Raw genomic sequence first — 13,646 nt, forward strand, 5'->3', positions numbered from 1 at the left:
ACGAGCCCGGTCGACGGCCCGCGCGCCGCCATGCGCCCGGACGCGACCGTGTACAGCGCGAGCGCCGCTGCGAGGAACGCCCCCGCCCCGACCCCGATCCCGAGAACCGACACCGCGGCCGACACCGCGAACACCGCGACGGGCCACCGGCGACGCACGGCCAACGGCAGCGCCGCCGCAACCGACACGGCCCAGGCCCGTCCGTCCAGCGGCTGGAGTCCCACCAGCGGTGGCAGCACGGCGAGCCCGCACGCCACCGCGGCGTTCCCGACCCCCTGCCTGACCGCGCGCCTCACCACCCGCGCACCGCCGTCCGCGTCACCGGCCCGCGAGGCCCGACTCGTAGGCCACGATCACGAGCTGGGCGCGGTCGCGGGCGTGCAGCTTGCTCAGCAGCCGCCCGACGTGCGTCTTCACCGTCGGCAGGCCGAGCCGCAGCCGCTCGGCGATCTCGGCGTTGCTCAGTCCCTCGGCGACCAGCCGCAGCACGTCCCGCTCCCGGTCGGTGATGCCGTCGATCGCGACCTCGGTCCGCCGCGCGAACGCCTCGACCAGCCGCCGCGCCACCGACGGCGCGAGCATGCTGTCCCCGGACGCGACGACCCTGATCCCCTCCAGCAGGTCGGCCGGGCGCGTGTCCTTCAGCAGGAACCCGCTCGCGCCCGCCCGCAGCGCCGCGAACACGTACGCGTCGAGGTCGAACATCGTCAGCACCAGCACCCGCGCGCCGCCCGCGTCCGGGTCGCCGCAGATCCGCCGGGTCGCCTCCACGCCGTCCAGGACGGGCATCCGGACGTCCATGAGCACCACGTCCGGCCGCAGCCGCCGCGCCAGTTCCACCGCCCGCTCCCCGTCGCCCGCCTCGCCGACGACCGCCAGGTCGGGCGCCGACTCGACGAGCAGCCGGAAGCTGCCCCGCAGCAACGCCTGGTCCTCCGCTATCAGGACCCGGACCGCCTCGCTCAGAACGCCTCCTCGTCGTCCGGAATGCCGGAAGCGTAACCCTCACACGTCCCGCTTCCGCAGCACGAGCAGCCCGCCCGCGACCGCCGCCGCCACCCAGGCCAGCAGCACCGCGCCGCCGAGCGCGGACCCCGGCTCGCCGTGCTCCGGCCGGACGGCCAGCAGCCGCGCCCCCGCCCGGTCGGGCAGGAACCGCGCGGCGGGCCTGCTCGCCTCGGAGATCGTCAGCAGTTGCGACCCCACGGTGACCAGCGGCAACAGCACGGCCAGCGGCACCAGCGCGGTCCGCGTCATCATCGTGAGGCCCGCCGCGAGCACGCACATCCCCGTCAGATACGCGACGGCGCCGACGAGCGCGCCCGGCACCCCGCTCTCGCCCAGCGACTTCCCGTACGGCCCGAGCGCCGCCTGCGTGACGGCGTCCGAGGCCACTACCGAGAACGCCACGACCGGCAGGGCCACCAGCACGACCGTGACCAGCTTCGCCGCGTGGAACCGCGCCCGCCCCGGCACCGCGAGCAGCGCGGGCCCGAGCGGATCCCCCGACACGGCCAGCACCCCGAACACGATCAGCGCGAGCATCCCGTACTGGACGCCGTCGAACCCCGCCTGCTGCGCGGTGAAGTCCGGCCGCACCATCAGGCTGTGCGAGTCGAGCGCCTGCCGTCCGGACGCCCCGTTCAGCGCTCCCACGCCGATGCTGACGACCGGCACCAGCGCCAGCGCGACGAGCGGCCCCCGGACGGTCCGGAGCTTCACGAGTTCGGCCCGCACCAGGTCGATCACCGCGCACCGCCCGTCAGCCGCAGGAACTCGTCCTCAAGGTCGCCCGTGAACGCGGACGTCCCGGCATCGGCGACGAGGCGGCCCCGCGCGACGACGACGAGCCGGTCGGCCGTCCGGGCCACCTCCCCGATCAGGTGACTCGACACCAGGACGGTCCGCCCCTCCGAGGCGAGCCCGCGCAGCAGCCCCCGAAGCCACCGGATCCCCTCGGGGTCGAGGCCGTTCGCGGGCTCGTCCAGGACCACGACCTCCGGATCCCCGAGCAGCGCCGCCGCGAGCCCGAGCCGCTGCCGCATCCCCTGCGAGTATCCGCCGACGCGCCGCCGACCGGCGTCCGCGAGCCCGACCAGCTCCAACACCTCCCGGACGCGCCGCACCCCGATCCCCTGCGACCGCGCGAGCCACAGCAGATGCGCGTGCCCGCTCCGCCCCCGGTGCGGCGCGGCCGTCTCCAGCAGCGCCCCGACCTGCAGCAACGGACGTCTCAGCTCCCCGTACCGCCGCCCCGCGACGAGCGCCCGCCCCGCGTCGGGAGCCGCCAGGCCGAGCATCATCCGCATCGTCGTGGACTTCCCGGCCCCATTGGGCCCCAGAAACCCGGTCACCATCCCCGGCCGAGCCGTGAACGAGAGACCGTCCACGGCCGTGACCGACCCATACCGCTTGCAGAGCCCTTCGACTTCGATCACGCCCCCACGCTCACACTCCCCGCCCCCGGAGCACATCGCCCCCCGGTCCCTCAACCCAGAGGACGACCGGCGAACTCGACGAGTCCGGCGCGGACGTCCGCGCCGGACTCCGGCAGGGGGGTCGTGAGGAGGTACGGCCGCCCTGGGCGCCCGCTCAGAGGCCGGAGGCGAGTTTGAGGGTGAGGGCGCCGGCGATGATGGCGGCGAAGGAGAGGAGCTTGGGGAGGGTGATCCTCTCCTTGTAGATCAGCGCCCCGAACAGGACGGTGCCGATCGAGCCGATGCCCGTCCAGATGGTGTAGCCGACGCTGACGTCGAGGGTGCGCAGGGCGAGGCTGAGCGTGAAGATGCCGCCGCTCGCCGCCAGCAGGGTCAGGACCGAGGGCCACAGCCGGGTGAAGCCGTGGGTCGCGTTGGTGCCGAGGGCGAAGGCGATCTCGAAGACGATGGCGAGCGCGAGGAAGAACCAGGCCATGGGGGGACTCCGTTCCGGGTCGGGAGGGGTTCGGGAGGGGGGGTTCAGGAGGCGGGGGAGAGCTTGTCGGACAGCTTGAGGCCGAGCACGCCGCCGATGATCAGGACGAACGCCAGGGCCTTCCAGACCGTCATGGACTCGTGGAAGATCACGGTGCCGAGGGCGACGGTGCCGACCGAGCCGATGCCGGTCCAGACCGTGTAGCCGACCCCGACGTCCAGGGTCTTGAGGGCCTGGCTGAGGAAGTAGATCCCGCCCGCGGCCGCGGCGGCGGTGAGCAGGGACGGCCAGAGCTCGGTGAAGCCGTGCGTCGCGTTGGTGGCGAGCGCGAACACCACTTCGAAGACCGAGGCGATGAGCAGGTAGATCCACGCCATGGGAAGCTCCAAGTATTTGTATGTACGTGCAAATTAGGCTGGGCAAGAGTATGCATGTACAAGTAATCTCGTGTCAATCAGTACGGAGGGACGGCGGCGATGAAGACGACGCTTCAGGGACGGGCCGACGCGCGGCTGTGGAACCGGGTCCTCGCGCTGCACGCGCGGGTGGAGCAGCGGCTCGGCACCGTCCTGCAGCGGGAGCACGGGCTGGGTCTCTCGGAGTACCGCGCGCTGGCCCTGCTGGCCGAGGCTCCCGACGGCGAGCTGCGCATGCAGGACCTCGCCGCCGGGCTCGGCCTGAACCAGAGCTCGGTCACCCGCCTGGCCGGACGGCTCGACGCCGCCGGGTACTGCTACCGCGACCTCTGCCCGGACGACCGGCGCGGCGTCTACACGGTGATCACCGACGCCGGGCGGGAGCGCTACCGGCAGGCCCGCCCCGTCTACGAGGCGGCCCTCACCGCGGCCCTGGACGAGGCGGACGAGACCGCCGAGGTGCTGGGCGCGACGCGTCCGGCCGAGTAGCGGACGCCGGGGCGGCTGTGGCCGGAGGAGTGAGGGCACCGCAAGGGTGCCCTCACCGCGGGGTCACTTGGTGCCGTAGACCGGCACGAGGGAGGCGCGCGCCAGGGTGTGGGCGGTGATGTTGAAGCCGACCACGGCGGGCATCGCGTCGGACGGGACGCCCAGGGAGTCCACGTCCAGGGCGTGGACGGTGAAGACGTAGCGGTGCGGGTCGCCGGGCGGCGGCGCGGCCCCGCCGAACTCCCTGTTCCCGTAGTCGTTGCGGGCCTGCACGCCGACCTTGGCGTCGGCGGTGCCCGCACCGGTCGCGAGCTCGGTGACGTCCGCCGGGACGTCGAACAGCAGCCAGTGCCAGAAACCGGAGCCGGTCGGGGCGTCCGGGTCGTAGCAGGTCACCGCGAAGCTCTTGGTCTCGGCGGGGAAGCCCGACCAGCGCAGGTGCGGCGACAGGTTCTCACCGGAGAAGCCCCAGTCGTTGAACACGTGCCTGTTCGCCAGGTGCTCCCCATCGGCGATGTCGTCGCTCTCCAGCGTGAACGACGGGACCTCGGGCAGGTGCTCGTGCGGGAGCGGCGGCTTGCCGGCCATGGTCAGTCCTCCTCCTGATAGCCGTTTTCCCCATACCTATCAGGCTCTCCGCCGGGTCCGTCGGGCCCGTCGGCCCCGGCGGACCGTCCATGCCCCCGCCGAGTCCGGCAACGGCACCCGAACGCGGGAAGACCCCGCCCGGGCCGGTGAGGGCCGATCGGGCGGGGTCCGGAAGGCGCGTTACTTCTGGGTGGCCTCGGTGTAGGCCTTGATGACCTCGTCGGGGTCGCCGTCCATGCGCATCTGGCCGTCGTCCAGCCAGATCACCCGGTCGCAGGTCTCGCGGACCACGTCGAGCTGGTGCGCGACCAGGAACACCGCGCCCGCCTCCTTGCGCAGCTCCTCGATCCGCCGCTTGGACTTGGCGCGGAACTTGCCGTCGCCGGTGGCCAGCGCCTCGTCGATCAGCAGCACGTCGTGGGTCTTGGCCGCGGCGATCGCGAACCGGAGCCGGGCGCCCATGCCGGACGAGTACGTCCGCATGGGGTAGTTGATGAAGCCCTCCTTGAGGCCGGCGAAGTCGACGACGTCCTGGTACTTCTCCCGGGTCTCCTGCGGGGTCATGCCCATCGCCAGGCAGCCGAGGACGATGTTGCGCTCGCCGGTGAGGTCCTTCATCAGGGCGGCGTTGACGCCCAGCAGCGACGGCTGGCCGTCGGTGTAGACCCCGCCGCGGGCGGGCGGCAGCAGGCCCGCGATGGCCTGCAGCAGCGTGGACTTGCCGGAGCCGTTGGTGCCGATCACGCCGACCGCCTCGCCGCGGTAGGCGACGAAGGACAGGCCCTTGATCGCGTGCACCTCGGTCATGCTCGGACGCTTCTGCCGCTTGATCACCCGGGACATCGCGGACGCGGCGTTGCCCTTGCCGCCCGCGCCGTACACGCGGTAGACGATGTGCAGGCCGTCCACCACGACGATCGGGTCGCGCGTCGGGTCGATGTCCACGGGGTTCTGCGCCAGCTGGGCGTTAACCACGGCCGTATCGCTCCTCGGCACGGTAGAAGAACATGAACCCGGCCACGAGGGCCACCACGGCCCAGAGCAGGGCGTAGATCCACAGCTGGGCGGTCGAGTGCTCGTGCAGGTCGTGGTGGACGTAGTGCCGGTACTTGCCGAGCAGGGTGTGCCGGCTCAGCTCCACGTACACATAGCCCGGGTTCGCCTTGAGGACCTCGCCGATCCAGGCGTGCGACTTCAGGAACGAGCTGTCCTTGATCAGCAGCGGGATCGACCAGATCACGCCGGACAGGTACAGCCAGGTGCGGGTGACGAACGGCAGCAGCTGGGTGATGTCGCGGTTGAACGCGCCCAGCCGGGCCATCATCATCCCGGCGCCGACGTTGAACATGAGCTGCATCCCGATCACCGGGACGAACAGCAGCATGTGCGGGGAGAGCGGCTCGCCGAACCCGATCACGATGACCATCAGGACGACCAGCGAGAGCAGCAGCTGCTGGAACTCCACGACCGCGATGGCGAGCGGCAGCGTGGCGCGCGGGAAGTGCAGCGCCCGGATCAGCGACAGGTTGTCGCCGACCGACTTGGAGCCCGACTGGATGGAGCGCTGCATGAAGCCGAACATGAACACGCCGGTCACCAGGAACGGCAGGAAGTCCGGCAGCCCGCGTGAGGTGTTGAGCAGCAGCCCGAAGATCAGGAAGTAGACGCCGACGTTCAGCAGAGGCGTGAGCAGCTGCCACACCTGGCCCAGGCGGGAGTCGCTGTACATCGCGATGTTCTTCGCTGACGCGAACGCCCAGATGAAGTGGCGCCGGTCCCAGACTTCCTGCAGGTACTTGCGCAGCGGGGGGCGGGCGGCGCTCTGCTTGAGGCCGAACCGGGCGGCGTAGGCGGCCAGGGACTCGCTGCTCCCGATGTTCATGCGTGGGGGTTCCGCGAGTGTGCCGACCGACTCGCCACCCGAGGAGCCGGTCGGTTCCGGGTGACTCATGCTCGGAAGCCTATTGCAGACAGCAGTCTGTGCGAGACGTTCGCCCTTATTTGAGGCCCCACACTGACCGAAAACGGGAGGTTCTGGGACGTCACGGTTATTTGTGGTCAACGTCACACCCCCAGGGCTCGGCGGCCCGTCCGCCGCGAGGCCGCTCTCCGTCGCGTGATCGGGGGGAATCATGTTCCTCTCGTGGGGGATACCCGTCTCATGCAATCGACTCACCGGACGGCACCGAAGACCGCACCCCCCGTGGCCGGAGGAGCGGCCGGCGGCGGCGGTGGCCTGCTGGCACGACTCGGCCGCCTGGACCGGGACGCGTTCGCCTGGGTCGCCGCGGCCCGGCTGCCCGGCCTCGAAGGCGTCCTCCCCAGGCTCTCCCACACCGCCGACCACGGCGTCCTGTGGTTCGGCACGGCGGCGGCGCTCGGCGCCTCGGGCCGCCCCCGGCTGCGCCGCGCCGCCCTGCGCGGCCTCGCCGGGATCGCGGTGGCCAGCCCGGTCGTCAACCTGCTCGGCAAGCAGGCGTTCCGCCGCCGCCGACCGGTCGTGGACCTGGTGCCGCCGGTCCGGATCCGCTGGAAGCTGCCGACCTCGCACGCCTTCCCGTCCGGCCACACCGCCTCGGCCGCCGCGTTCGCCGCGGGCGTCGCCATGGAGGCCCCGCCCGCCGTGGCCGCCCCGATCGCCGGGCTCGCCGCCGCCGTCGGCTTCTCCCGCGTCTACACCGGCGCGCACTACCCGGGGGACGTCCTGGCGGGCGCGGCGGTCGGCGTCCTCGCCGCCGCCGGCACCCGGATGGTCTGGCCCGCGCGTCCGGCGATCGCGAAGGTCTCGCCCACCGCCACCGAGCAGATGGTCGTGGACGGCGAGGGCCGCGGGGTCGTCGCCGTGGTGAACATGGGGTCCGGCTCCAACCACGGGGACGACTCGCCGCTGCCCAGCCGGGCCGAGTCGGTCGCCCGGATCCTGGAGCGCGAGCTGCCCGCCGCCGAGGTCATCCGGTTCTCCGAGGACGGCGAGGGGGACGGTGTGGTCGGCGGCGACCTGGCCCGGATCCTGGACGACGCCGCCTCCCGGGCCGAGGCCCTGGCCGTCGTCGGCGGTGACGGCACGGTGAACGCCGCCGCCCGCGCCGCCCTCGCCAACAAGGTGCCGCTGCTGGTCGTCCCCGGCGGCACCTTCGACCACTTCGCCCGCGCGCTCGGCATCGAGACCGTCACCGACGCCGTGACCGCCTACCGGGACGGCCGCATCGGCCGCGTGGACGTGGGCCGCGTGTCCCCCGGCGACATCACCTTCCTCAACACCGCGAGCTTCGGGGCCTACACGCACCTGGTCAGCCGGCGGGAGAAGCTGGAGGGACGGCTCGGCAAGTGGCCCGCGATGGCCGTGGCCGCCGTCCGCACGCTGCGCGGCTTCGAACCGCACGACATGATCGTGGACGGGGTCCCGCGCAAGGTCTGGCTCGCGTTCGTCGGAAACGGCGTCTACGGCTCGCGCGGCCCCGCCCCGACCTGGCGGACGAGCCTGAACGACGGTCTCTTCGACATCCGCCTCGTCGAGATCGGCCGGCACGTCCCGCGCGCGCGGGCGCTGGCGTCCGTGATGGCCGGCGGCCTCCACCTTGCTCCGGGCCTCCGGGACTGGAAGAGCGGTGTGCTGGAGCTCACGCACAAGAACGGCGGGTTCAAGATCGCGGTGGACGGAGAGGTCACCGAGCTTCCGTCCACGGTCAGGTTCACCGTCGATCCCCGCGCGCTCCAGGTCTTCGTACCGCTCCGACCGCACTGACGCGCCAGGCCCGGGAAGCTCAGCGGGCGGAGCCGGTCAGCGGGAGGCGGGTGAGGCCGGTCACCACGGGTGAGCCGTTCCAGGCGGGCGCGCCGGTCACGGTCAGGCGCGGATGGCGCAGCAGGGCCTCCTCCAGCAGGATCCGGATCTCCATCCGGGCCAGCGCCGCGCCGAGGCAGAAGTGCGGCCCGTACCCGAAGGCCAGGTTCGGGCCGGCCGGACGGCGCGCGATGTCGAACCGCCCGGCGTCCCGCCCGAAGGCGGCCGGGTCGTGGTTCGCCGCGCCGAACAGCAGCATCACGTGTTCACCCGCGCGGACCACGGCCTCGCCGAGCGGGACGTCCCGGGTCGCGGTCCGCAGGAAGTAGGCGACCGGCGAGGTCCAGCGCAGGATCTCCTCGACCGCCGACGGCAGCAGGCCCGGCCGGTCGCGGAGCGTCGTCCACTGGGCTGGGTGGGACGCGAACGCCAGCAGCCCGCCCGAGATCGCGTGCCGGGTCGTCTCGTTCCCGGCCACCAGCAGCTGGATCAGGAACATCACCAGTTCCAGGTCGGTGAGCCGGTCGCCGTCCAGCTCGGCCAGCGCGAGCCGGGAGATCACGTCGTCGCGGGGCTCGGCGCGCCGCCGGTGCGCGGTCTCCAGGAGGAACGTGCCGCACTCGACGCGCAGCGCGTCCCGCTCGTCCGCCGGAAGGTCGGACGCCCCCGGGACGATCGCCTCGGTCCAGCGGTGGAACCGCGGCCAGTCCGCCTCCGGGACGCCGAGCAGCAGGCAGATCACCTGCAGCGGCAGCGGGACGGCGAGCCCGGCCACCGCGTCGAAATCCGGCGGCAGCCCGTCCAGCAGCGTGCGCACACGGTCGCGGACCGCCCCCTCCAGTGCCCGGGTGACGGCAGGGCGGAACGCCGGGGCGACCAGCCCCCGGTACCGGGTGTGGTCCGGCGGATCGGTGTGCATGATCGTCGGCGGCGCGGCGTAGCTGCTCCCGATCTCCGAGACGAGGATCCCGTCCCGGGACCGGAACGCCTCCGGGTCGGCCGCGGCCCGCTGCACCTGCGCGTGCGAGCCGGCGATCCACAGTGGCAGCGCCGGATGCCGGACCGGGCTCCGCTCGCGGATCTCCGCGTAGAGCCCGAACGGGTGCCCGGAGCCGAACGCGCCGTCGGGGAAGTCCTCGGCGATCACCGCAGGATGCCGGCCGGACGCGGGATCGCGGCGGCGTCGCAGAGGGCCAGGTAGGCGTTCAGCGTGGACTCGCCGTCCACGACACCGCTGATCTGCCCGTCCTCGCCGTACTCGATGAACGCGCCCTGGACCACGAAGAGGATCTCGGTGTCGTCCTCCAGGACGGTCAGCGTGTGGACCGATCCCGGGGGCTCGTGGATGAAGGTCCCGGCGACGTAGTCGACGCCGTACTCGGCGTACCGCCAGCGGCCCGAGAAGGTGTGGGCGTGGACGGAGCCCGTGTGCTTGTGCGTCGGCAGCCCGAACCCGGCGGCGAACCGGTTGCGGACGACCCACGTGTCCGCCGTGACCTGCAGCACCTTCAGCCCCACCGGCCCCGCCTGCACCCAGGGGATGTCGTCGTCGTGGACGTGCCCGACCGTGATCGCCTCAGTCATGGAGCAAACGCTAGGTAGGCAATCTCTCGGGCACAAGGCCCACGGGCCCCCCGGCTCCGCCCAGGCGCTCTCCGGTGCGGAGCCTGACCGGCCCGGTGCGGAGCTTGATCGGCGCGGTCCGGTTCGTCCGGGCGCGGCCGGGTAAGGGTGCGAGCGGTGCCGTCCGCACGGATCGGAGGAGAGCGCGATGCCCAACGGTGTTGACCCGAGCGACCTCGGCGAGGACGACCTGCTGCGCGAACTGGGACATCTCTATGCCACCCGCATGGAGACGCTCCGGCACGGGTCCGACAACGCGTTCAGCGAGCACACCCGCCGGATGAACCAGTACGAGGCCGAGTACGTGCGCCGCAGGCCGGGCCGCGAAGTGGACCCCGAGAGGCTCCGCGCCGGCGCCCGAGCCCGCTGACCGTCCTATCCGCCGACCACCCCGCGCGGCCCGTCGCCGGCGGGGTCAGCGGGTGACGACCATGCGCAGGATCCTGCGGCGGGCCTGCGCGCTGAACTCGGCGCTGTCGTTGACGCGCGGGAACGGCTCGTCCGGCACGGGGACGCCAAGGAACGCGCACAGCGGCTCCCAGCCCTGCTTCACCTCGTAGACCAGCAGCCGGTCGGCCGGGACGGTCTCGACGACCTCGGCCGTGTGCCGCTCGAACCGCGCCGCCAGCTCCTCGTCGGACAGATCGACGAAACCCCGCAGCTCGGGCATGGACGACGTCATCTCCGCGAACGCCGCGAACTGCGTGCCGAGCATCGACGACAGCGCGACCATCGCCCGCCCTGACGGACGGCCGGTCCGGGCGTGCTGGTCCAGGATCGTCGTGCGCATGCTCGCGGCCCACGCGTGGGGGTCCCGCACGCTCAGCACGACCTTCGCTGCCTCGTAGTGGGCGGTGGTCTCGCGCCAGTAGGCGGCGGACGGCCAGTCCACCGCCGAGCGGTAGCCGGTGAACAGCGTCTCCCACGGGACGGGTTCACCGCGCGTCTTGGCCAGCCACGCCTGGAGCTGGCCGGGGCGGCGCATCTCCATCATGTGGTGGCAGGGGCCGAAGCCGAGCCGTTCCAGAGCGGTCTTCAGGGAGAGGGTGCCGGTGCGCCCGTATCCCGCGCCGATGACGTCCACGCCGTGACCGTCACATTCCGCGACGGCCCGGTCAAGGCGCACACGGCCAAAGTGACGGAGACCTGACCGAAAAGGACGTCGGACGGCCCGCGGCGGCCATCGGAGGGTGTCGAGGGCGAGCACGGCCGGCCTGGCGCCGTCCTCGCGTCCCCCCGTGATCCCCGTCCGGGCCTGGCGATCTGACCTGCGGAGACGTCATACCGACGGTTGGGACGGCCGATCGGTTTACCTCGCGTGATCTATCCCATTTGGGATGTCCGAAAGTGGGCACCCGCCGGTGGCCTTTGCGTAACGTGGGCCGGGTCGTCCGCGCGGTTGGAGGTGGGGCCCGGTCATGGTCCGGCATCGGAGGAGGCATCCGGGACGTACGGAACGGATGCGCCGATGGTGGCCCGTCATGACCGGTGTGCCGGTCGCGGCGGTCGCGCTCGCCGGCGGGTACGCGTTCGCGGCGGGGGGAGGCCCGGCCCTGCGGTCGCCCGTCGGCGCGGGCCCCGGAGCCGACGGGCGCCGTCCCGCGGATCCGTCCTCGGCCCGGCCCGCCGCCACCGCCCCGCATGACGGATCGCGGCAGCTCGCCAGCTACACCACCGAGTTCAAGCCCGGCGAGGCGCGCGTGACGAACATCCGGCTCGGCGCGGAGGCCATCGACGGCCATGTCGTCCCGGCCGGCGACTCGTTCTCGTTCAACAAGGTCGTCGGGCCGCGCAGCGCGCGCCGCGGCTACGTGCCCGCGCCGACGATCGTCGGGTCCCGGCTGGTGGACGACCTCGGCGGCGGCATCTGCCAGGTCTCGGCGACGCTGTGGAACGCGGTGTTCGAGGCCGGGCTGAAGATCACCAAGTCGCATCCGCACACGTTGTGGATGCCCGAGTACCCGCGGGGCCGGGAGGCGGCGGTGGCCTGGCCGTCGCTCGACCTCGTCTGGCGCAACGACTCGGGCGGACCGGTCCGCATCAGCACCCGCGTCACCGAGGACTCCCTGACCGTCGCCCTGTGGGGGACGCCGAAGTACGAGGTGAAGGCCGCCACGTCCAAGCGGTACGCCCTCACCCGCGCCGGGACCTTCACCGACGCGAGCCGCCGCTGCGTCCCGATGCCCGGCGGGCCCGGCTTCCAGATCGACGTCTACCGGACGCTGTCGCGCGACGGCAGGACCGTCCGCCGCGACCGCTTCCACACCGTCTACCAGCCGGAACCCAAGGTCACCTGCACCGGACGCTGAATGGCCCGCTCCGACGCTGAGCGGCGCGCCACCGCCGGTGCGGACAAAGGCGCTCAATCCAGCGATCAACGTGCGCTACCGTCGCGGACCATGGAAACTCCGGCGTTCAGGCGAAGGGACTTCGGCAGGCTCGCGGCGCTCGGCGTGGGCGGGCCCGCGCTGCTGGCCGCGTGCGGTGAGGGCGGCGGCGCGCACGACGCGTCCGCCGTGGCGCAGAACGGCCCGGCCGCGGCCCGCGGCTGGAAGGTCACCGGGCAGGCGCTGCCCGGGCTCGGCGGCTTCGACGCGACGGTGAAGAGCTTCATGCAGGCGCGGAACATCCCGTGCGGCCAGCTCGCCGTCGCCCGCAAGGGGAAGCTGCTGCTCGCGCGCGGCTACACCTGGAGCGCGGACACCGCGCTGAAGACCGGACCGACCTCGCTGTTCCGCATCGCCAGCATCTCCAAGCCGATCACCGCGACCGCCGTCCTGCGGCTCATCCAGGACGGCAGGCTCAAGCCGACCGACAAGGTCGCGACGCTCCTTAAGCTGCCGACCACCGCCGACCCGAGGCTCAAGGACGTGACCGTCCTGCGGCTGCTGCAGCACCTCGGCGGCTGGGACCGCGCCAAGTCGCCCGACCCGATGTTCCAGGACGCGGCGATCGCCAAGGCGCTGCACAAGGGCCTGCCGGTCAGCCGCGCCGACATCATGAAGTGGGAGTCGGGCCGCAAGCTCGACCACAAGCCCGGCAGCGCCTACGCCTACAGCAACTACGGCTACATGCTGCTCGGCCGGATCATCGAGAAGGTCTCCGGGCAGTCCTACGCGTCCTATGTCCAGGCGAAGGTGCTGGGACCGCGCGGCATCAAGCGGATGAAGCTCGCCCACGGCCTGACGAAGGCCGCCGGCGAGGTGCCGTACTACTCGTCCTACAAGGGCCGGACCGTCTACGACAACAGCGGCAGGCAGGTCGCGTTCCCGTACGGCGGGTTCAACATCGAGAACATGGACGCGCACGGCGGCTGGCTCAGCAGCGCGGTGGACCTGACCCGGTTCGCGCGGATCTACGACGGCGGCACGTCCGTGCTGAACGCCGCGTCGATCTCCCGCGCGTTCGCCAAGCCGGAGACGGGGATCAACTCGAACGGCTGGTACTACGGCGCGGGCTGGATGGTCCGGCCGGTCACCGGCGGCCGCAACACCTGGCATGACGGCAGCCTGGCGGGCACGAGCACCCTGCTCGTCCGCCGCTTCGACGGGCTGACGTGGGCGGTGCTGTTCGACCAGCGGCAGGAAGGCACCCAGCCCTCCTACGGCGACATCGACGGCGCGCTGCACAAGGCCGCGAACGCCGTCCGGACGTGGCCCACCGGCGATCTGTACGGGTCCTACTTCTAAAACGGGCGACCCTCTAACCCGTCGCCTCGCCGCGAATGCGGGCGGCGCGCGCGAACTGGTCGTCCAGGCGGCGCGGGAACGGCATGATCCGATGCCGTTCCCGCCACGGCGCGAACTGCCGGACGGCGTTGAAGCCGCCAGATA

17 protein-coding genes are annotated in these 13,646 nt (G+C 72.4%); 5 read left to right on the plus strand and 12 right to left on the minus strand.

What is annotated here, in order from left to right:
• The 6 genes from AB0J52_RS09885 to AB0J52_RS09910 all read right to left on the minus strand — a co-directional run.
• A partial coding sequence (locus AB0J52_RS09885; protein ID WP_500181188.1) for a DUF7134 domain-containing protein occupies positions 1–299 on the minus strand: 299 nt, incomplete at its 3' end.
• Between the two features lie 19 nt (positions 300–318).
• Positions 319–966, minus strand: a complete 648-nt coding sequence (locus AB0J52_RS09890) for a response regulator (RefSeq protein ID WP_500181204.1) — start codon at positions 964–966, stop codon at positions 319–321.
• A 39-nt stretch (positions 967–1,005) separates the two neighbouring features.
• Positions 1,006–1,749 carry an ABC transporter permease gene (locus AB0J52_RS09895; protein WP_500181189.1) on the minus strand — a complete coding sequence of 248 codons (744 nt, stop codon included), beginning with the start codon at positions 1,747–1,749 and terminating at the stop codon, positions 1,006–1,008.
• Entirely contained in the window at positions 1,746–2,438 is a 693-nt protein-coding gene (locus tag AB0J52_RS09900; protein ID WP_500181190.1) for an ABC transporter ATP-binding protein, read from the minus strand. The genes AB0J52_RS09895 and AB0J52_RS09900 overlap by 4 nt, the downstream gene beginning before the upstream one ends.
• Positions 2,439–2,592: 154 nt before the next feature.
• Entirely contained in the window at positions 2,593–2,913 is a 321-nt protein-coding gene (locus tag AB0J52_RS09905; RefSeq protein ID WP_500181191.1) for a DMT family transporter, read from the minus strand.
• A gap of 44 nt (positions 2,914–2,957) precedes the next feature.
• On the minus strand, positions 2,958–3,290 hold the full coding sequence (locus AB0J52_RS09910; protein ID WP_500181192.1) for a DMT family transporter: 333 nt from the start codon (positions 3,288–3,290) through the stop codon (positions 2,958–2,960).
• Between the two features lie 99 nt (positions 3,291–3,389).
• On the opposite strand from AB0J52_RS09910, the gene AB0J52_RS09915 reads away from it, so the two are divergent.
• Positions 3,390–3,818 (plus strand): MarR family winged helix-turn-helix transcriptional regulator, encoded by a 429-nt coding sequence (locus AB0J52_RS09915; protein WP_500181193.1) that lies wholly within the window; start codon positions 3,390–3,392, stop codon positions 3,816–3,818.
• Positions 3,819–3,881: 63 nt separating this feature from the next.
• On the opposite strand, the gene AB0J52_RS09920 is transcribed toward AB0J52_RS09915, so the two are convergent.
• The 3 genes from AB0J52_RS09920 to AB0J52_RS09930 form a co-directional block, all read right to left on the minus strand.
• Complete coding sequence (locus AB0J52_RS09920; RefSeq protein WP_500181194.1) at positions 3,882–4,406, minus strand: YbhB/YbcL family Raf kinase inhibitor-like protein; 525 nt, start codon at positions 4,404–4,406, stop codon at positions 3,882–3,884.
• Between the two features lie 180 nt (positions 4,407–4,586).
• A complete protein-coding gene (locus tag AB0J52_RS09925; RefSeq protein ID WP_500181195.1) occupies positions 4,587–5,381 on the minus strand; it encodes an ABC transporter ATP-binding protein in 795 nt (264 codons plus the stop codon).
• Entirely contained in the window at positions 5,374–6,357 is a 984-nt protein-coding gene (locus tag AB0J52_RS09930; RefSeq protein WP_500181196.1) for an ABC transporter permease, read from the minus strand. The genes AB0J52_RS09925 and AB0J52_RS09930 overlap by 8 nt, the downstream gene beginning before the upstream one ends.
• 252 nt (positions 6,358–6,609) lie before the next feature.
• Between AB0J52_RS09930 and AB0J52_RS09935 the strand changes: the two genes are divergently transcribed.
• Positions 6,610–8,151: a bifunctional phosphatase PAP2/diacylglycerol kinase family protein gene (locus AB0J52_RS09935; protein ID WP_500181197.1), complete on the plus strand. Its 1,542-nt coding sequence runs from the start codon at positions 6,610–6,612 to the stop codon at positions 8,149–8,151.
• 19 nt (positions 8,152–8,170) lie between these two features.
• Here the strand turns inward: AB0J52_RS09935 and AB0J52_RS09940 are convergent, their stop codons facing one another.
• Both AB0J52_RS09940 and AB0J52_RS09945 read right to left on the minus strand, forming a co-directional pair.
• Positions 8,171–9,337: a cytochrome P450 gene (locus tag AB0J52_RS09940; RefSeq protein ID WP_500181198.1), complete on the minus strand. Its 1,167-nt coding sequence runs from the start codon at positions 9,335–9,337 to the stop codon at positions 8,171–8,173.
• The gene (locus AB0J52_RS09945; RefSeq protein WP_500181199.1) at positions 9,334–9,774 is read right to left on the minus strand and encodes a 2,4'-dihydroxyacetophenone dioxygenase family protein; all 441 of its coding nucleotides are present in this window, start codon (positions 9,772–9,774) and stop codon (positions 9,334–9,336) included. The genes AB0J52_RS09940 and AB0J52_RS09945 overlap by 4 nt, the downstream gene beginning before the upstream one ends.
• A gap of 187 nt (positions 9,775–9,961) precedes the next feature.
• Between AB0J52_RS09945 and AB0J52_RS09950 the strand changes: the two genes are divergently transcribed.
• Positions 9,962–10,183, plus strand: a complete 222-nt coding sequence (locus AB0J52_RS09950) for a DUF6158 family protein (RefSeq protein WP_500181200.1) — start codon at positions 9,962–9,964, stop codon at positions 10,181–10,183.
• A 45-nt stretch (positions 10,184–10,228) separates the two neighbouring features.
• Here AB0J52_RS09950 and AB0J52_RS09955 read toward each other — a convergent pair whose 3' ends face one another.
• Complete coding sequence (locus tag AB0J52_RS09955; RefSeq protein ID WP_500181201.1) at positions 10,229–10,897, minus strand: sulfotransferase family protein; 669 nt, start codon at positions 10,895–10,897, stop codon at positions 10,229–10,231.
• 397 nt (positions 10,898–11,294) lie between these two features.
• Between AB0J52_RS09955 and AB0J52_RS09960 the strand changes: the two genes are divergently transcribed.
• Both AB0J52_RS09960 and AB0J52_RS09965 read left to right on the plus strand, forming a co-directional pair.
• Positions 11,295–12,122, plus strand: a complete 828-nt coding sequence (locus AB0J52_RS09960) for a VanW family protein (protein ID WP_500181202.1) — start codon at positions 11,295–11,297, stop codon at positions 12,120–12,122.
• A gap of 90 nt (positions 12,123–12,212) precedes the next feature.
• Positions 12,213–13,502, plus strand: coding sequence for a serine hydrolase domain-containing protein (locus tag AB0J52_RS09965; RefSeq protein WP_500181203.1), 1,290 nt, complete (start codon positions 12,213–12,215; stop codon positions 13,500–13,502).
• The last annotated feature ends 144 nt before the right edge of the window (positions 13,503–13,646 follow it).

This window comes from Spirillospora sp. NPDC049652 (genome assembly GCF_040675125.1).
Classification (GTDB): domain Bacteria; phylum Actinomycetota; class Actinomycetes; order Streptosporangiales; family Streptosporangiaceae; genus Spirillospora.